The sequence below is a fragment of the Acinetobacter sp. YH16053 genome (assembly GCF_013417035.1).
Taxonomy (GTDB): Bacteria; Pseudomonadota; Gammaproteobacteria; order Pseudomonadales; family Moraxellaceae; genus Acinetobacter; species Acinetobacter towneri.
Window position 1 is genome coordinate 235,700 of sequence record NZ_VPEP01000003.1, and the last position, 17,167, is coordinate 252,866.

Here is a 17,167-nt window from a genome sequence, read left to right on the forward strand (position 1 = left end):
GAGATTCTAAGAGAGTACATGCATGAAAAAGATTAAATGTGCAATGATTGGTCCAGGTAATATTGGTACAGATTTGCTTTATAAATTACAACGCAGTGAATGGTTAGAGCCTGTGTGGATGGTGGGAATTGACCCAACATCTGAAGGTCTAGCTCGTGCGGCAAAAATGGGTTTAAAAACCACAAGTGACGGTGTAGATGGTCTTCTTCCTCACGTACTTGAAGATGACATTAAAATTGCTTTTGATGCAACTTCCGCTTATGTGCATGCAGAAAACAGTCGCAAACTGAATGAACTTGGCGTGTTGATGATTGACTTAACGCCTGCAGCAATTGGCCCATTCTGCGTACCACCAGTGAACCTTGAAGCGTTGCTACAAGCGGGCGAAGTGCCAAACGTCAACATGGTGACTTGTGGTGGTCAGGCAACAATTCCTATGGTGGCTGCAGTTTCTCGTGTTCAACCTGTGGAATACGGTGAAATTATTGCAACGGTATCGACTAAATCTGTGGGGCCGGGTACACGTAAAAACATTGATGAATTTACCCGTACCACTGCAGGCGCGATTGAAGAAGTTGGCGGTGCAAAACAAGGTAAAGCCATCATCATCATTAACCCAGCTGAGCCACCATTAATGATGCGTGATACCGTTCACTGCTTGGTGGAAGGTGAGCCAGATCAGGCAGCGATTACAGCATCTGTGCATGCCATGATCAAAGAAGTGCAAAAATATGTACCGGGTTACAAACTTGTAAACGGCCCTGTTTTTGATGGCAACCGTGTTTCAATTTTCTTGGAAGTTGAAGGTTTGGGTGATTACTTGCCTAAATATGCAGGTAACCTAGACATTATGACTGCAGCGGCTGCACGTACTGCAGAAATGTTTGCAGAACACGTTTTCAAAACTGCTGAAGCTTAAGGAATACCAAAATGTCTAAGATTATTATTAATGATATGACTTTACGTGATGGTATGCACCCAATGCGCCATCAAACCACGCCAGAGCAAATGGTTGCGATTGCCACTGCTTTGGATGATGCAGGTGTGCCTTTAATTGAAGTCACACACGGTGATGGCTTAGGTGGTAACTCTGTGAACTATGGTTTTGCAGCCGCTACTGATGAAGAATATCTGAAAGCAGTGATTCCAAACCTGAAACAGGCAAAAGTTTCTGCACTATTACTGCCAGGTATTGGAACAGTTGATCATCTGAAAATGGCGCATGATGTAGGCGTGGCAACCATTCGTGTGGCGACACATTCGACTGAAGCAGACGTTTCTGAACAGCACATTACTGCAGCACGTAAACTGGGTATGGACACTGTGGGCTTCTTGATGATGGCGCACATGGCTTCTCCAGAAAAATTGCTCGAAGAAGCACAAAAAATGGTGTCTTACGGTGCAAACTGTATCTATGTAACAGATTCTGCAGGCTATATGTTGCCTCAAGATGTGACTGATCGCGTAGGTATTTTACGTGCCAACCTCGCCTCAGACATCGAAATTGGTTTCCATGGTCACCATAACTTGGGCATGGGCGTTGCGAACTCTGTATCGGCTGTGACCGCAGGTGCAACCCGTGTTGACTTGGCTTCGGCTGGTTTAGGTGCAGGCGCAGGTAATACACCACTTGAATTGTTTGTAGCGGTCGCAAACCGTATGCAAATGGAAACAGGTGTGGACTTGTTTAAAGTGCAGGATATTGCTGAAGACTTGATCATTCCAATGATGACGCATCAAATTCGTGCAGACCGTGATGCAGCAACTTTAGGTTATGCAGGTGTTTACTCATCGTTCCTATTGTTCGCAAAACGTGCCGAAGCAAAATATGGAGTATCTGCGCGTGAAATTCTACTTGAGCTTGGTCGTCGCGGTACGGTGGGCGGTCAGGAAGATATGATTGAAGACTTGGCATTGACTATGTCTAAAGCACGTGAAATGCAAGCCTAAGTTTTTAATATAAAGCAGGCTTGAATTAAGCACTCCAAATGCGTTTGGGGTGCTTTTTTATGCTGTGAAAGATGTAAAACGTGCTGAATTTTGTGCTGATTAAAATGTTTTTCTTATAAGTTGGGTTTATAGAAAATAACGCTAACACATGGGTTTAAAGTTAAAAAAGATTAATCCTTCACATGATGCAAAAAATAACAGCGTTTTTCACCTAAATTAAGCAGTGAATTCAAATAAAAATTCATTTAGTGAGGATTTTGAGCTTAATTTTTTATCGTTAAAAAGAATTAAAAAACTTGGAAAAAAGCTGCTCGATACAGAAAGTGCTGAATTTGTAGAAAAGCTTAATACTGTGGTCGGATTTTTTTCATGACAAGAGTTTTGCATGATGCCCAGATTCGCTTATTGGATGAATAGGAAAAACGCATGCATCGTCACAATTTATGGATAGCACTTTTTGCTGCGACAGCAACTTTAGGGACAACTGCAACTCAGGCAGATTTTATTGACGACAGCAATGTTCAACTTAAATTTAAGAATTTTTATTTAGATCGTCAAATTAAAGACAACCCTGCGGGGAACTTTGGTTCATGGTCACAAGCAGTCACCTTGGATGCTAAATCGGGTTATCACGATTTAGGCGTAATTCAGGTGGGTGCTGATCTTCTCGTTCAACACGCAGTAAAACTCAATGGTCGTGATAAAAATGCAGACTGGGTTTTGCCGCATGATGGTAAAGAGTCAAAAGATCATTTTGGTAAGGTCGGTGCAACTCTAAAAGTTAAATTTTCTGAAACTGAATTAAAAGTAGGTGACTTATTACCAATGTCACCTGTGGTGTTTTTTGACCCATCGCGTCAATTGTTAACGACTTATAGCGGTGCATGGTTAGAATCAAAGGATTTAAAAGATACTAAATTAACTTTGGCTTATTTAGACGGTATTAATGCACGTTATGATAACCAATACCAAGATTTTACGTTGTTCCCTCAAAATAATTTTTCTGCTGCTGAAGCGAATAAATTAAGCACAGACGATGGCATGTATCTTGTGGGAGTAGATCATCAATTTACCCCTAAAGTAGGTGGAAGTTATTGGTATGCGGATGTAACCAACATCTATCAACAACATTATGTCGCTGCAAACTATAAAACGACTTTGGCTGAAAAAACTAAGCTGGATACCCATGTACGCTATTTTGACAACAGCGAATCGGGTGACAAGCTGTATGGTAATATTGACAGCCAGGCCGTGTCTGCGGGTGCAAAAATCAACAATGGGATGCACACTGTACAGTTAGGTTATCAACAAATGTTTGGTGAGCACGGTACAAAAGCCCCAATGTTCCCGACCTTGGGCGGGTGGGTGCCGCAGCCTTACTTAGACAACTGGTCTGTGGCGAGCTTCATTCGTAAAGATGAGCGTTCTTGGAGTTTGGGTTATACCTATAATTTTGCTGATGTGGGTGTTCCTGGTTTAACAGCGACAGTACGTCATTTCCGCGGTGACAATATCGATCTGGGCGCAGGCAAGCCAGAAGGTAAAGAAAACGAAAATAACGTCATTGTGAACTATGTTGTGCCAGAAGGTAAGCTTAAAGGTTTAGGCTTTAATTATATGTTCATCGATACCAATTTTAACTTTGCGAATGACTTAGAAGAACACCGTATCGCCACGACTTACACTTATAAATTCTAAACCGAGATAAAAATCAGAGCGGCTTTTTATAGTCGCTCTTTTTTTAATATTTACTGAATAAATACCTTATATAAATTAAGACTTTTATTTTATTAAATTTATAAAATTCAAAGAGTTGTTTAATCGTTTTTTTGTGGGTTGTGATCGTAAATTTGTATCAGTTGATGCCGTGTGAACAGGTAATATAAGCCTGTAAAAGTAATGTTGAATGAGTCCACTTGACGTCAAATTCTATACCTAGAGCCAAACGCAAGCTAAAGACTGTACGAGGAGTATATATGAGCACTGTTCAAATCCCTGACTATACAACAGATCCATTCTTTGGCTTAGAAGATAAATGGATTGAAACAGCAGAAGGCGAATTAACGCATTATCATGAAGTGGGTGAAGGTACACCTATTCTATTTTTACACGGTTCAGGTACAGGCGTATCGGCTGCTGCAAACTGGTGGTTAAACTTGCCACAAATTGGTGAGCAAGCACGTTGTATCGCCATTGATACCATCGGCTATGGTCAAACTGTGGTTGCACCGGGCACACAATATGGCATCCGTGCATGGGTAGATCATGCTGTACGTACTTTAGATGCATTGGGCATTGAAAAAACTTGGTTGGTGGGTAACTCGTTGGGTGGCTGGTTGGCATTCCAGTTGGCATTGGATTACCCAGAGCGTGTTCTTGGTATTATCTCAATGGGTACAGGCGGTGCAAAACAGACTGCAGCCCTCAAAGCGCATGCAAATCCTGTATTGACTGAAGAAGGCATTAAAAAGACGCTTTCAATGTTCGTGGTAAATAAAGACTTGATTACAGATGAGTTGGTCAAAGTCCGTTTTGCTTCTGCAAAAAATGACTATGCTTCAGACCGTTTAATGGATGTTGTGGGCGCGCGTGACCGTGACCGTTTCGAGTTCCCACTCGACTTTGACAAAATGAAAGACATCACTGTGCCTGTATTGCTGATTCACGGTACACAAGATGTGGTGATTCCAGTATCGCGTACATGGGATATTTTAAATATTGTGCCACATGCCGATGCACACATTTTCAGCCAATGTGGTCACTGGTCACAGGTTGAAAAAGCGGAAGAATTTAACACTGTGATTAAAAACTACTTAACTGCACGTGGCGTAAATTAAGCGCAGTGAGGTAAAAAAGGATGGCAATTTGCCATCCTTTTTTATGGATGTTTTATGTACCCAATTTAGTGCTGAATAAAGCTCGCGACCAAGTTAATGCAAATTGCCAAAATAGTGGTATTAAAGCTATAAGCCAAAATAATATGTAGCGTGTTCAGTACCCGCATGGGTTGTGAGCTAATCGAGACATCGGCGGTTTGTGCAGATGTACCAATCACATAGCTGAAATATAAAAAGTCAGGATAGGTTGGATGCGACGTCTTGGGAAAATCCAAACCACCTTCTTGCTGCTGTTGCAGTGCCAAATAATAGTCATGCGCATAGTGAATCGCAAAAATGGTGTGCATAAAAAACCAAGCACATAAAATAGTGGTAATGGATAAAATAAAATGTCCCATGCGCACAAACTCACTTTGTGCAAATAAATTCACCTCGACAATGATCGCAATAAAGCACATCACTAAGGTTAGAAATACCAAGAATAAAATCAGCCATTTGCTGGCATCTTGTTGTTGGGCACGTTGTAAAATATGTGCATGATCGCTGTGCCACAAACTGCGCATGGTTAAAACCAAATAGCAGGAAATCGCGATATTCCAGCTAATCAATAAACAGCTTGACCATGACCATGCAGTGAGGGTCTGAAAAATAGCATACAGCACAATGGTAATCACAAAACTGATAAAAAAATAAGGACGATATTGAATCCCTGTTTTCATTCTGCTGAAGGGTGTTTTTATCATTCTTGATCCTTTCTGGATGTGCAATCTAAAGGTGTTACTGCCTGTTATCATCGGCTTAATTTTAGAAAATAGCGATGGGGTGCCTATTTTAACTTATTAGACTTAAGTTGTAATTTGCAGGAAATGTGGTAGCGAAGCGAGGAAAAAGCAGACTGCAAAAATGCGAATGTTTGAGTGTAAGAATGAGCAGTAGTTCAGAAAAAGATTAAAAAAATAAGTTTAGACTTAAGTCTAAAGCTTTGTTTTAGCATTTAGGATGCACAAAAAAGTGCTTACTACATCAAGCAGCAAGCACTTTTGAAAGGTTGAAAAACGCGAGTGGTTTTAGAATTATTGTTCGCGGTTGATGTCCAAATAGAACACACGTGTGAGCAGTTCCATAAATTTCTGTACCGCAGCGGAATGGCTGTTTTTGCCGTAGCTGACGTATAAATCTAAATGTGGAAGTTCTACATCAAGTGGACGGATGACGGTATTTTCCATGGTGAGGGGGGCAACATAGCCCGGTAAAATGGTGCAACCCAAGCCCATACCAATCGAGTTGATATTAAATAAAATGTTGTCAGCTTTTTGCACAATGTTTAGTTCAATGTTGTGCTGTTTGGCAAAATCGACAATCAGGTGATGCAGATTATACGAAGCTTCTGCCGAAGGAATAATAAAATCAATACCATTCAATGCTTTGACAGGAATGCGTTCGTATTTTGCTAACGGATGATCTTTGGGCAAAATAAAAATTAACGGTTCACGCAGTACAAACTGGCTCTCAATTTCATCACTGTTGATATTGTGGCGGGTAAAGGTGATATCGAGTTCACCTTTTTTAATCATTTTCATTTGCTCAGTGTTGTTCAAACTTAGCAATTCAATTTTTAATTCTGGGTTTTGTACTCGTAAATTAGGCAGTACAAAAGGGAAAATTTTCATTTCTGCCACAGGAACAAAGCCAATACGCAGCATTTTCTGTTTGGCTTGTGACACCTGACGTGCCATGGCAACCGCTTTGTCGGCTTGCGCCAAAGTCAGACGCGCCTGTTCTAAAAATACAGCACCTTCTTCGGTTAGCTCGACTTTACGTTTGGTACGGTTGAGTAGCTTAACGCCGACATCTTCTTCTAAATCTTTAATTTGCTGACTCAGTGAAGGTTGCGCCGTATAAAGTTTAAGTGCGGCTTTACTGAAGTTGAGTTCTTCAGCAACGGTAATGAAGTAGCGAAGGTGACGTAATTCCATACAACCATTCCAAAGATTAATTCAAAATATGTCTAATTATAGATTAATAAAAGAATGATCTATAAACAACTATTCGGTGAAAATTATTGTGTCATTCACGAAGTAAATAGGGTTTCATCATTATGCAACGATTTAAATGCAAAATATAATGTTGGATTAATCTATAAAAACTATTAATTGAAACAAAAAAAATATTTCACTAAACGTCCCTAAAAAACCATTATCCATCAAAAGTTGAGTCTATTTACTTTGTGCCGTTGTTGGTCACAGGAGAGCTTTTCATGAGTGGAAAAATTGATGTGCGCGAAATCGACGCTTTGGTCGATGCACAAAATGGACGTATCACTCCATCTATTTATACAGATCCAGATATCTACGAATTAGAACTTGAACGTGTGTTCGGCCGTACGTGGTTGTTCCTGTGTCATGAAAGCCAAATTCCTAAAGCTGGCGACTTCTTCAACACCTACATGGGTGAAGATCCAATTATTGTGGCACGTCAAAAAGACGGTTCAATCAAAGCATTTTTAAACCAGTGCCGTCACCGTTCTATGCGTGTGAGCTTTGCAGACTGTGGTAATACCCGTGCATTTACTTGCCCATATCACGGTTGGTCTTACGGTATTGATGGTTCACTCAAAGATATTCCTTTAGAAGAACGTGCGTATCCACAAGGTGCTTGTAAAGAGCAATGGGGCTTGGTGGAAGTGAGCCGTGTGAAGTCTTACAAAGGCTTGATCTTTGGTTGCTGGGATGAAACTACTCCAGATCTAGAAGAATACATGGGCGACATCGCTTGGTACTTAGATGGCGTGATTGACCGTCGTCCGGGTGGTACAGAAATTATTGGTGGTGTACACAAGTGGGAAATTGACTGTAACTGGAAATTTGCTGCAGAACAGTTTGCCTCTGACCAATACCACGCTTTGTTCTCACACGCCTCTGCGATTCAGGTACTTGGTGCAAAACCAGATGATGACAGCAGCAAACAATTAGGTGCAGCGCAAACAGCTCGTCCTGTTTGGGAAACTGCCAAAGATGCGATTCAGTATGGTTCACGTGGTCATGGTTCAGGTTTCTTCTTTACAGAAAAACCAGATGCAAACGTTTGGGTTGATGGTGAAGTTGCCAACTACTTCCGTGAAACTTACGAAGAAGTGAAAGAGCGTTTAGGCGAAGTACGTGCCTTACGTCTTGCAGGTCACAACACCATGTTCCCAACACTGTCTTGGTTGAACGGTACTGCAACACTGCGCGTATGGCATCCACGTGGTCCAAATAAAACTGAAGTATGGGCATTCTGTATTGCCGATGCTGAAGCACCTCAAGACGTGAAAGAAGCATTTGAGCGTTCTGCAACACGTGCCTTCGGTCCTGCAGGTTTCTTAGAGCAAGATGACTCTGAGAACTGGATTGAAATTCAAAAAGTATTGCGCGGCTATAAAGCACGTCAAAACAAGCTCATTGTAGAAATGGGTAAAGGTAACGAAAAAGTACGTGAAGATGGTATTCCAGGAATCACCAACTACATTTTCTCTGAAACTGCAGCACGTGGTATGTACCGCCGTTGGGCAGACTTGCTGATCCATGAAAAGTGGGAAGATGTTGAAAAAGCAGCCGACGAATACGAGAAGGAGCTAATGAAATGAGTCAAATCAGTTTAGAACTTCAACATGAAGTGAGCCAATTCTTGTATCGCGAAGCAAAATTGCTGGACGACTGGAAATTCCGTGAGTGGTTAGACCTCATGGCAGAAGACATTTCTTATACCTTGCGTACTACACCAAATGCACAAACTCGTGACCGTCGTCGTTCAGTTGAACCGCCAACAACGTGGGTGTTCAACGACAACAAACACTTGCTTGAGCGCCGTGTTGCACGTCTGGAAACTGGTATGGCGTGGGCTGAAGAACCTCCGTCACGTACAACGCACATGGTCAGCAACGTGATTGTTGAAGCGACAGAGGTAGCAGGCGAATACGACGTACACGTGACTTACTTGTTGTACCGTACTCAAAAAGAGAAAGACGTGACTATTTACTGTGGTAAGCGCCATGACAAAATCCGTCGTGTTGAAGGTGGCTTAGGCTTCCAGATCTTCAACCGTAAGATTGTACTTGACCAAGTAACCTATAACTCACACAACCTGAGTGTATTCTTCTAATGAATAAAATCTTTGTTTGCCAAGTTGACGAATTAGACGAAGGCGAAGCGTTAAAAGTGGATTGCGGTGTGAACGGTATTGAAGCACTGGCAGTATTCAACAACGGTGGTGAGTTCTTTGCCATGAATGACCGTTGTTCACACGGCAATGCCTCAATGTCTGAAGGTTATCTTGAAGATGATGGCACAGTTGAATGCCCACTGCATTCTGCACGTTTCTGTTTAAAGACTGGTCAAGCATTATGCTTGCCAGCCACCGACCCGATTCAAACTTTCCCTGTGGTGGTTGAAGACGGCGCGTTATATGTAGAAATGGCAGGAGAGTAAGCATGGGTTGGCTAAAAGGCGAAGTGGCACTGATTACAGGTGGCGGTTCTGGTTTAGGTTGGGCTTTGGTCGAGCGCTTTCTTGAAGAAGGTGCGCATGTGGGCGTGTTACAGCGCTCACAATCTAAAGTCGATGCCTTAAAAGAACGTTTTGGTGATCAAATCGTGGCAGTCGCTGGTGATGTTGCCAACTATGCAGACAATGTCCGTGCTGTGCAGGCCACTGTGGAGCGTTTTGGAAAGCTGGATTGCTTTATTGGCAATGCAGGGATTTGGGATCACTACGCAGATATCGTCAATACTTCTGGTGAGCAGCTTGAAAAAGCCTTTGATGAAATCATGGGCATCAATACCAAGGCGTTAATCTTGGGGGCAAAAGCAGCACTGGATGAGTTGGTGAAATCTGAAGGTTCTATCATCTTAACCTTATCCAATTCTGCGCTGTATTCTTCAGGCGGTGGTCCTGTTTACACTGCATCTAAACATGCAGGTGTTGGCATCATGAAAGAGTTGGCTTATGAATTGGCACCTAAAGTACGTGTCAATGCTGTTGCGCCTTCAGCGATGAATGTCAATATTAAGGGCGCAGCATCTTTAGGTCAGGAAAACCTAGGCTTACTCGATGCACGTGATCCTGAAAAAATTGCACGCGGTATGCCGCTGAATTTCTTGCCTGAGCCAGAAGACATGACTGGTTCGTATGTGCTCTTGGCATCGCGTCAAAATAACCGTGCGCTGACTGGCGTTCTGATCAATGCAGAATGTGGTTTGGGTATTCGTGGTTTGCGTCAACCACGTGCAGGTTTTTTTGACGAATAAAATTGAGTCTAAATTCAATAGACGAATCGGCAGCCTTTCTCTGGGCTGCCTTCCTTATTTAGGAGTCTTTCATGGCCGTTAAACTCATTTGTGCATCGCACAGTCCTTTAATGGAATTTGCAACACCGCAAGATCAATCTAAAGAACAAAAAGTTCGTGCTGCCTTTGAGCAACTTTCTGCCGAAGTCAAAGCATACGATCCAACCCTGATCATTACCTTTGGTCCAGACCATTTCAACGGTTTCTTTTACGATTTGATGCCAAGTTTCTGTGTCGGTATTCGTGCTACGGCTGCGGGTGACTGGGACTACGGCAAAGACAACAACCGTATTGATGTGCCTGAAGACAAAGCCTTGGCGATGGTGCGCCGTGTGTTGGATGAAGGTGTAGATGTTGCATATTCGTATCGTATGCAGGCCGACCATGGGGTGACTCAGCCATTACACTTTTTGTGTGAAGGGCAGCTAGATCGTTATCCAACCATTCCCGTGTTTATTAATGGCGCTGCAGCGCCGATGCCAACCACCAAGCGTACCATTGCTTTGGGGCGTGCTGTGGGTCAATTTATCAAGTCGTTGAATCTTGAAAATGAACGTGTTCTTGTTTTAGGTACAGGTGGTTTGTCGCACGATCCACCAACACCGCAAATGGGTTCAGTACCGCCTGAAGTTGAAGAGTTTTTAATTGCAGGTCGTAATCCGAGCCCTGAAGCACGTCATGCACGTCAGGCTAAAGTGATTGCAGTCGGTCAAAAACTTGCAGCAGGTGATACCTCTGTGGCTGTGCCGCTCAGCCCTGAGTGGGATATTGCCTTGCTTGAAAAATTCAAACAGGCAGACTTTGTGGCTATGGAAGCCATGACCGAAGCTGAAATTCGTCGTGATGGTGGTCGTGGTGGTCAGGAAGTCCGTTCGTGGATGGCTGCTTTTGCTGCGTTAGATGAACTGGGTGCGTATGAAATGACCACGCATTGCTATGAAGATATTAGTGAGTGGATTGCGGGCTTTGGCATCGTATCTGCCGAGTTAAAAGGTTAAGCCCATGAGTGTAGAAACAATTGTGATTGTGGGGGCAGGTCAGGCAGGGGCGAGTGCCATTCTTGAGCTGCGCGGCAATCAATATGCAGGCAAAATCATCCTCATTGGTGATGAAACACATTTGCCTTATGAGCGTCCACCACTGTCTAAAGATGTAATTTTACGTCCTGAAGAAACCAAAATCGAAATTCTGTCTGAAGAAAAATTGGCAGAATTGGGCGTGGAAACCATCCGTGGCAATGGTGTGAGCAAAATCAATGCCGAAGCGAAAACCGTTGAACTCTTAAACGGTGATGTTGTTGCTTACGACAAACTTTTGCTTGCTACAGGCGGTGCAGCACGTCGTTTGCCAAATTTTGACGCTTTGGGTAAACACGTTTACACGTTGCGTAATCTTGAAGACTCGCAAGCCTTAGTACCTGTATTACAAGCGGGTCGTCGTATCATCTTAATTGGTGGTGGTGTGATTGGTTTAGAGTTGGCATCTTCTGCACGTTTTAAAGACTGTCAGGTAACCGTCATTGAAATGGGACCAATGGTGATGGGACGTTCATCACCACGCATTTTGAGCGAGTTCTTGTTGCAACAGCAGTTATTGGCAGGTGTTGATGTACGTTTGTCTACGCAAATTGCAGACTGCAAGCTAGATGGTGAAGAAATTGTTGTGACCCTAGAAGGTGGCGAAGAACTACGTGCCGATGCGGTGATTTACGGTATTGGGATTATTCCAAACGCACAATTGGCAGTTGAAGCAGGTTTAGATGCAGACTTTGCCGTGCATGTGAATGAAAACTGTCAAACTTCAAACCCAGACATTTATGCCGCGGGTGATGTCGCGTCACAACTGCGTGAATGTGGCAATCATCGCCGTGTAGAAACTTGGGAAAATGCTAACCTGCAAGCAGGCATTTTTGCACGTCATGTCATGGGCGTGGCGCATCCTGTAGCCAATCCCGCTTGGTTCTGGACTGATCAACTCGACATTAACTACCAATTTGTAGGAGATATGTCAGCAGCAGAATGGCATGTGCGTGGTGAGATGGATGCTTCCAAACGCAGTGAGTCTTCATTCGTATTGTTTGGTGTGACCGATGGCGTGATTGTCGGCGGAATTACCGTCAACTCAGCCAAAGATATGCGTCACTTGAAAAAGCTGATTGCTAAACAAGCTGCTTTTGAAGCAGACAAATATTTAGATGTGAGCCAAGACCTTCGCAAATTGGTGAAGTAAGCTTGAACTGATGAAAAACAGACCTGAGGCAACTTGGGTCTGTTTTTTATCTGCCGAAGAAAAGTGTCCATTTTATGTTGAGCAAGCGATGAATACGAATACATCTCCTGTTGTGGTAACCGCCAGTATTTATGCCTTATTGGTACTCATCTGGGCGACCACGCCATTGGCGATTGTCTGGAGTGTGCAGGAAATTCATCCAATGTGGGTTTTGATTATCCGCTACTTTGGGGCTTCCGTGATTGCGCTGTGCGTGCTTAAACTCATGCGCGATCCACTGCCTTTTGATCACACCTCAATGAAAAGCTATTTGGCGGGTAGTCTGAATTTAATTGGTGCACAGCTATTTATTTACTTGGCCGCCAATTATTTAACTTCAGGCTTAATGGCACTGATTTTTGGTTTTTCTCCTTTAATCGCAGGCTTGATTGGTCATGTGATTTTACGCACGCAAAAATTGATTGCCTTACAGTGGACAGGGATGGCAATTGCGATTGCAGGACTCAGCTTTGTCTTTGCAGACTCTGCCGACAGCAAAGTGAATCCATGGGGCGTGGTGTTGATGTTTATCAGTATGCTGTCCTATATCAGCTCAATTTTTTGGGTCAAACAAATCAATGCACCTTTAAGTCCTATGTCTCAGGCCACAGGTTCATTAATGGTTTCGGCACTGGGTTCATTGTTATTAATTCCTTTTATTTGGCAGCATGTTCCAACCGCCATGCCTGGGGTGAAAACCATGATTGGTTTTATCTTTACCATGATCATGTCATCTATTGTGGCAATGCTGTGCTATTTCTGGCTAATTCGCCGTTTAACTGCATCTACGGTTTCTTTAAGCAATGTGATGACGCCTATTATTGCGCTGATTCTGGGTGCAACGCTCAACAATGAACACATCAGCATGAATGCCTTTATTGGTATTGCTGTGGTGATGTTGGGTATTGTGATGTATTTCTGGAAAGAATGGCGCGAACAGTATTTCTGCAAAGGCTAATTTTGCAGTGCTGAGTTGTTGTCCGATACGACTTTTTTCTCAAAACAACAAAAACATAAAGGAAATTGCCCGCTTGATTTCGCTACTATGCGTGATAGAGTCAACACATGAACCAAAGCTGTGTTTATTTCTGAACAGATCAGGATTAAAAGCATCATGGCAGATGCGCTATATATTATTGGGCTTACATGAACAACGTGGAACAAAAGCATTTTCAACTGCCAACGGAAGCCTGTTGGTCACATACTTGGCGTAAACCCAAGCTACAGTTTTTGCCTTCAAATCATTATGATGGCACGCAGTTTTTTAATCCTGTGGCGTACCCTGAGGGGCGCAGCCAAACCGATTTGCTGAAATGGTTGCTAAAACGTAAATCGAACAGCTGGAAGGTCAATGCTCAACAAGAGGCACAACAGTTCTTTACAACGCCGCGTGCGGTTCCACAATTACGCCCACAGGCCAGTTTGGATGATTGGCAAGTTTGGTTTGTGGGGCATGCAACGGTGCTGATTCAAATTGGACCGTATAACTTTTTAACCGATCCAGTCTGGGCAGAGCATGCCAGTCCGAAACAGGGGCGAGGGCCTAAACGTGCCTGTCCTGCAGGGATTGCACTGGAAGATTTACCGACCATTCATGCCGTCTTCTTGAGCCATAACCATTATGACCACATGGATTTAGCCACCTTAAAATGGCTGAATCATCAATTTGCCATGCCTATTTATACAGGTTTGGGCAATGCTTGGTATTTGCCGCCTGATTTGCATGTGATTGAAATGGACTGGTGGCAATCGGCTTTATTTAAAGAAGTGAAAATTGTCTACACCCCTGCACAACATGGTTCAGGGCGTGGCGCACGTGATCAGAACATGGCGTTATGGGGCGGTTTTTCTATTTTGCATGGGCAAGATCATTGCTTCTTTGCGGGCGATACAGGTTACTCGCCACACTTTAAAGAAATCCAAACCCGCATTGGCGCACCGCGCGTGGCACTTTTGCCGATTGGTGCTTATGAACCCCGCAATTTAATGCGTTATATGCACATGAATCCTGAAGATGCTTTTCAGGCACATAAAGACTTACATTCCAAATGTTCATTGGCAATTCACTATCGAACCTTTGAATTGACTGATGAAGGACGTGATCAGCCTGAGGCAGATTTGCATCAAGCCATGAAGCGTTCTTCTAAACTGATGAATCCGTTTTATTGTATTCGTGAGGGTAAGAAATTAATTGTTTAATCTTTTAAAAACTTGACCTTAAATAAAAGTGACACGCTACTTTTCACGCTACTGAAAAGTGGCAATGATAGATATAGAACACAAAGCCCCTATCGAAATAGGGGCTTTGTTTTGGTGTTTAAAGTCTTGCTGTTTAGACTGACTTGATCTTTAACTACAAAGATTACAGTACGCCAGGCTGACCAAGTGCAGGGTCACTGGCACGTGCTGCTTGCGCATCGGCAACGGTCATGCCTAAAGCTGCTGCAACGCCTTCGCCATAAGCAGGGTCACATGCATAACAGTTACGAATATGACGATACTTAATAAAGTCTAAAGCATCACCCATCGCACGTGCCGTGTTATCAAACAGTGCTTGTTTTTGCTCAGGGTTCATTAAATTGAACAAGGCACGCGGCTGGCTAAAATAGTTGCTATCATCTTCACGATAATCCCAGAAATCTGCATCGCCACGAATTTTTAGCGGTGGTTCGCGGTATTGTGGTTGCTCTTGCCATTGATGGAAGCTGTTTGGCTCATAGTGTGGCAAGCTGCCATAGTTGCCATCCATACGACCCTGACCATCACGACGGTTTGAGTGCACAGGGCAGCGTGCAGCATTCACTGGAATTTGTGAATGGTTCACACCAACACGGTAACGTGCAGCATCGGCATAGTTGACCAAACGCGCTTGTAACATCCGATCTGGCGAGTAGCTAATTCCTGGTACAAGGTTGCTTGGTGCAAAGGCAGCCTGTTCAACATCTTGGAAGTAGTTTTCAGGGTTACGGTTCAGTTCAAATTCACCCACTTCAATCAGTGGATAATCACCTTTCGGCCAAACTTTGGTGAGGTCAAATGGGTGATAAGGGACTTTTTCTGCATCCAGTTCAGGCATGATTTGCACGAACAGCGTCCATTTCGGGAAATCACCGCGTTCAATGGCATTGTAAAGGTCAGTCTGGCTGCTTTCACGGTCACGACCAATCAATTCTGCTGCTTCTGCATCGGTCAGGTTTTGAATGCCTTGTTGAGTGCGGAAGTGGAATTTCACCCAGAAACGCTCATTATTGGCATTAATAAAACTATAGGTGTGGCTACCAAAACCATGCATGTGACGATAACCCACAGGAATACCACGATCCGACATCACAATGGTGACTTGGTGCAGTGCTTCTGGCAGCAAAGTCCAGAAATCCCAGTTATTGGTCGCATTACGCAGGTTGGTGCGTGGGTCACGCTTTACCGCTTTATTCAGGTCAGGGAATTGACGTGGGTCGCGGAAAAAGAACACTGGTGTGTTGTTACCGACTAAATCCCAGTTGCCTTCTTCAGTATAGAATTTTAAAGCAAAACCACGAATGTCACGTTCTGCATCGGCAGCGCCACGCTCACCTGCAACGGTAGAGAAACGAGCAAACATTTCAGTTTTTTTGCCAACTTCAGAGAAAATTTTGGCACGGGTATATTGGCTGATGTCGTGCGTGACCGTAAACGTACCAAACGCACCTGAACCTTTGGCATGCATACGACGCTCAGGAATTACTTCACGTACAAAGTTTGCCAACTTTTCATTGAGCCATAAATCTTGAGTAAGGAGTGGGCCACGTGCGCCCGCAGTCATACTATTTTGGTTATCTACAACAGGTGCGCCTGCATCGGTGGTTAAATGCGTTACAGGGCATTTTTTTATCTCTTGGCTCATCGTTGTTCTCCATTATTCTGATCATCATGTGGTGGGCTGTATTAGAAATTTAGCTTCTAAAACAAGCGGCCATGAACCGTTTTGTTTGTTTAAAAAATCAACTACAACACCACAATACCATGCAGATCGGGCTTTGTAGATGAAAGCTTTTCAAATCTCACCATTTTAATGTAAAACGATTTTTATAATTTTACAAATAGATAAATTTATTGTTTATGATTGGTGTATTCGATAGATCTTTGTAAACTAAATAATCAGTTTTGCTGCATTAAATATCTGAAACAGAGACTAAAAACGGTTGAATTGCTAGTGAAATATCGGTGTACAAGGTGCCCCAATCTTGAAAATGCGGATTGATTAATAAACTTTGTGAAATAAAGCCATAGCTGATGCGGTGCAGATTCAAAGCAAGGCGCAGTTGTAGTTCGGCATTATGTATGACAGGTGCGAATATCTGTTGCCACATTTGCAGCATCATGCTTTAACTTTTTTGGTAAGTTTCAATGTGTGAAACTTGTCGTTCCAGTAAAAAAGTCTGTGCCCAAAGCCATTGTTGTGCCTGAATTTGCTGAAGCTGAAACTGAATGATTGTTGCGATATAGCGGTTTATTTCAACAACTGTGGATAACTCAAGTTGCTGTTGGGCATAACTTTTTAAGCGTTCTGCATGCTGTTTGACTTGCAGGTGAATCGTCAATGCCAGTAAATCTTCTTTCTTGGCAAAGTATTCATAAAAAGTGCCTAAACCGACACCTGCCAAATTAGTAATTTCACGAATGGTAATTTCAGCTGCCGAGCGTTCATGCAAAAGCCGAACAAAACTTTCCTGTAAAGCCTCTTGAGTCAGTTTAGCCCGCGATTGGCGCGGCTTACGGCGCACTTGAACCTCAGAATTTTTCATAAATA

15 protein-coding genes and 1 pseudogene are annotated in these 17,167 nt (G+C 43.2%); 12 read left to right on the forward strand and 4 right to left on the reverse strand.

Features of this window, described 5'->3' with window-relative positions:
* Nucleotides 1-22: 22 nt before the first annotated feature.
* The 4 genes from FTV43_RS04485 to FTV43_RS04500 all read left to right on the forward strand — a co-directional run bounded on the left by FTV43_RS04485 (nt 23) and on the right by FTV43_RS04500 (nt 4,787).
* On the forward strand, nt 23-919 hold the full coding sequence (locus FTV43_RS04485; RefSeq protein WP_096901306.1) for an acetaldehyde dehydrogenase (acetylating): 897 nt from the start codon (nt 23-25) through the stop codon (nt 917-919).
* Between the two features lie 11 nt (nt 920-930).
* A complete protein-coding gene (gene dmpG / locus FTV43_RS04490; protein ID WP_096901305.1) occupies nt 931-1,950 on the forward strand; it encodes a 4-hydroxy-2-oxovalerate aldolase in 1,020 nt (339 codons plus the stop codon).
* A 426-nt stretch (nt 1,951-2,376) separates the two neighbouring features.
* The gene (locus tag FTV43_RS04495; protein ID WP_154321082.1) at nt 2,377-3,648 is read left to right on the forward strand and encodes an OprD family outer membrane porin; all 1,272 of its coding nucleotides are present in this window, start codon (nt 2,377-2,379) and stop codon (nt 3,646-3,648) included.
* Nucleotides 3,649-3,926: 278 nt separating this feature from the next.
* Nucleotides 3,927-4,787 carry an alpha/beta fold hydrolase gene (locus FTV43_RS04500; protein ID WP_004976044.1) on the forward strand — a complete coding sequence of 287 codons (861 nt, stop codon included), beginning with the start codon at nt 3,927-3,929 and terminating at the stop codon, nt 4,785-4,787.
* A 65-nt stretch (nt 4,788-4,852) separates the two neighbouring features.
* On the opposite strand, the gene FTV43_RS04505 is transcribed toward FTV43_RS04500, so the two are convergent.
* On the reverse strand, nt 4,853-5,530 hold the full coding sequence (locus FTV43_RS04505) for a DUF1345 domain-containing protein (protein ID WP_096901303.1): 678 nt from the start codon (nt 5,528-5,530) through the stop codon (nt 4,853-4,855).
* A gap of 330 nt (nt 5,531-5,860) precedes the next feature.
* A complete protein-coding gene (gene hcaR / locus FTV43_RS04510; RefSeq protein WP_004976051.1) occupies nt 5,861-6,763 on the reverse strand; it encodes a DNA-binding transcriptional regulator HcaR in 903 nt (300 codons plus the stop codon).
* A 281-nt stretch (nt 6,764-7,044) separates the two neighbouring features.
* Between hcaR and hcaE the strand changes: the two genes are divergently transcribed.
* The 8 genes from hcaE to FTV43_RS04550 all read left to right on the forward strand — a co-directional run bounded on the left by hcaE (nt 7,045) and on the right by FTV43_RS04550 (nt 14,577).
* Complete coding sequence (gene hcaE, locus FTV43_RS04515; protein ID WP_179994952.1) at nt 7,045-8,412, forward strand: 3-phenylpropionate/cinnamic acid dioxygenase subunit alpha; 1,368 nt, start codon at nt 7,045-7,047, stop codon at nt 8,410-8,412.
* Nucleotides 8,409-8,927 carry a 3-phenylpropionate/cinnamic acid dioxygenase subunit beta gene (hcaF, locus tag FTV43_RS04520; protein WP_004976055.1) on the forward strand — a complete coding sequence of 173 codons (519 nt, stop codon included), beginning with the start codon at nt 8,409-8,411 and terminating at the stop codon, nt 8,925-8,927. The genes hcaE and hcaF overlap by 4 nt, the downstream gene beginning before the upstream one ends.
* Nucleotides 8,927-9,253, forward strand: coding sequence for a 3-phenylpropionate/cinnamic acid dioxygenase ferredoxin subunit (gene hcaC / locus FTV43_RS04525; protein ID WP_004976057.1), 327 nt, complete (start codon nt 8,927-8,929; stop codon nt 9,251-9,253). The genes hcaF and hcaC overlap by 1 nt, the downstream gene beginning before the upstream one ends.
* Nucleotides 9,254-9,255: 2 nt before the next feature.
* Nucleotides 9,256-10,071, forward strand: a complete 816-nt coding sequence (gene hcaB, locus FTV43_RS04530; RefSeq protein WP_004976058.1) for a 3-phenylpropionate-dihydrodiol/cinnamic acid-dihydrodiol dehydrogenase — start codon at nt 9,256-9,258, stop codon at nt 10,069-10,071.
* A gap of 71 nt (nt 10,072-10,142) precedes the next feature.
* Nucleotides 10,143-11,108: a 3-carboxyethylcatechol 2,3-dioxygenase gene (locus FTV43_RS04535; protein ID WP_167845747.1), complete on the forward strand. Its 966-nt coding sequence runs from the start codon at nt 10,143-10,145 to the stop codon at nt 11,106-11,108.
* Between the two features lie 4 nt (nt 11,109-11,112).
* Entirely contained in the window at nt 11,113-12,339 is a 1,227-nt protein-coding gene (gene hcaD / locus FTV43_RS04540; protein ID WP_179994953.1) for a 3-phenylpropionate/cinnamic acid dioxygenase ferredoxin--NAD(+) reductase subunit, read from the forward strand.
* Nucleotides 12,340-12,427: 88 nt separating this feature from the next.
* Complete coding sequence (locus tag FTV43_RS04545) at nt 12,428-13,336, forward strand: DMT family transporter (protein WP_179994988.1); 909 nt, start codon at nt 12,428-12,430, stop codon at nt 13,334-13,336.
* A gap of 188 nt (nt 13,337-13,524) precedes the next feature.
* Nucleotides 13,525-14,577: an MBL fold metallo-hydrolase gene (locus tag FTV43_RS04550; RefSeq protein WP_179994954.1), complete on the forward strand. Its 1,053-nt coding sequence runs from the start codon at nt 13,525-13,527 to the stop codon at nt 14,575-14,577.
* A gap of 163 nt (nt 14,578-14,740) precedes the next feature.
* Here the strand turns inward: FTV43_RS04550 and FTV43_RS04555 are convergent, their stop codons facing one another.
* Nucleotides 14,741-16,261 carry a catalase gene (locus FTV43_RS04555; protein WP_096902685.1) on the reverse strand — a complete coding sequence of 507 codons (1,521 nt, stop codon included), beginning with the start codon at nt 16,259-16,261 and terminating at the stop codon, nt 14,741-14,743.
* Nucleotides 16,262-16,529: 268 nt separating this feature from the next.
* A pseudogene (locus FTV43_RS04560) lies at nt 16,530-17,162 on the reverse strand (TetR/AcrR family transcriptional regulator).
* Between the last annotated feature and the right edge of the window lie 5 nt (nt 17,163-17,167).

Excerpts from the sequence above, each read along its gene's own strand:
- FTV43_RS04485 (WP_096901306.1), top strand. The coding sequence starts at position 23 with ATGAAAAAGATTAAATGTGCAATGATTGGTCCAGGTAATATTGGTACA.
- dmpG (WP_096901305.1), top strand. The coding sequence starts at position 931 with ATGTCTAAGATTATTATTAATGATATGACTTTACGTGATGGTATGCAC.
- FTV43_RS04495 (WP_154321082.1), top strand. The coding sequence starts at position 2,377 with ATGCATCGTCACAATTTATGGATAGCACTTTTTGCTGCGACAGCAACT.
- FTV43_RS04500 (WP_004976044.1), top strand. The coding sequence starts at position 3,927 with ATGAGCACTGTTCAAATCCCTGACTATACAACAGATCCATTCTTTGGC.
- FTV43_RS04505 (WP_096901303.1), bottom strand. The coding sequence starts at position 5,530 with ATGATAAAAACACCCTTCAGCAGAATGAAAACAGGGATTCAATATCGT.
- hcaR (WP_004976051.1), bottom strand. The coding sequence starts at position 6,763 with ATGGAATTACGTCACCTTCGCTACTTCATTACCGTTGCTGAAGAACTC.
- hcaE (WP_179994952.1), top strand. The coding sequence starts at position 7,045 with ATGAGTGGAAAAATTGATGTGCGCGAAATCGACGCTTTGGTCGATGCA.
- hcaF (WP_004976055.1), top strand. The coding sequence starts at position 8,409 with ATGAGTCAAATCAGTTTAGAACTTCAACATGAAGTGAGCCAATTCTTG.
- hcaC (WP_004976057.1), top strand. The coding sequence starts at position 8,927 with ATGAATAAAATCTTTGTTTGCCAAGTTGACGAATTAGACGAAGGCGAA.
- hcaB (WP_004976058.1), top strand. The coding sequence starts at position 9,256 with ATGGGTTGGCTAAAAGGCGAAGTGGCACTGATTACAGGTGGCGGTTCT.
- FTV43_RS04535 (WP_167845747.1), top strand. The coding sequence starts at position 10,143 with ATGGCCGTTAAACTCATTTGTGCATCGCACAGTCCTTTAATGGAATTT.
- hcaD (WP_179994953.1), top strand. The coding sequence starts at position 11,113 with ATGAGTGTAGAAACAATTGTGATTGTGGGGGCAGGTCAGGCAGGGGCG.
- FTV43_RS04545 (WP_179994988.1), top strand. The coding sequence starts at position 12,428 with ATGAATACGAATACATCTCCTGTTGTGGTAACCGCCAGTATTTATGCC.
- FTV43_RS04550 (WP_179994954.1), top strand. The coding sequence starts at position 13,525 with ATGAACAACGTGGAACAAAAGCATTTTCAACTGCCAACGGAAGCCTGT.
- FTV43_RS04555 (WP_096902685.1), bottom strand. The coding sequence starts at position 16,261 with ATGAGCCAAGAGATAAAAAAATGCCCTGTAACGCATTTAACCACCGAT.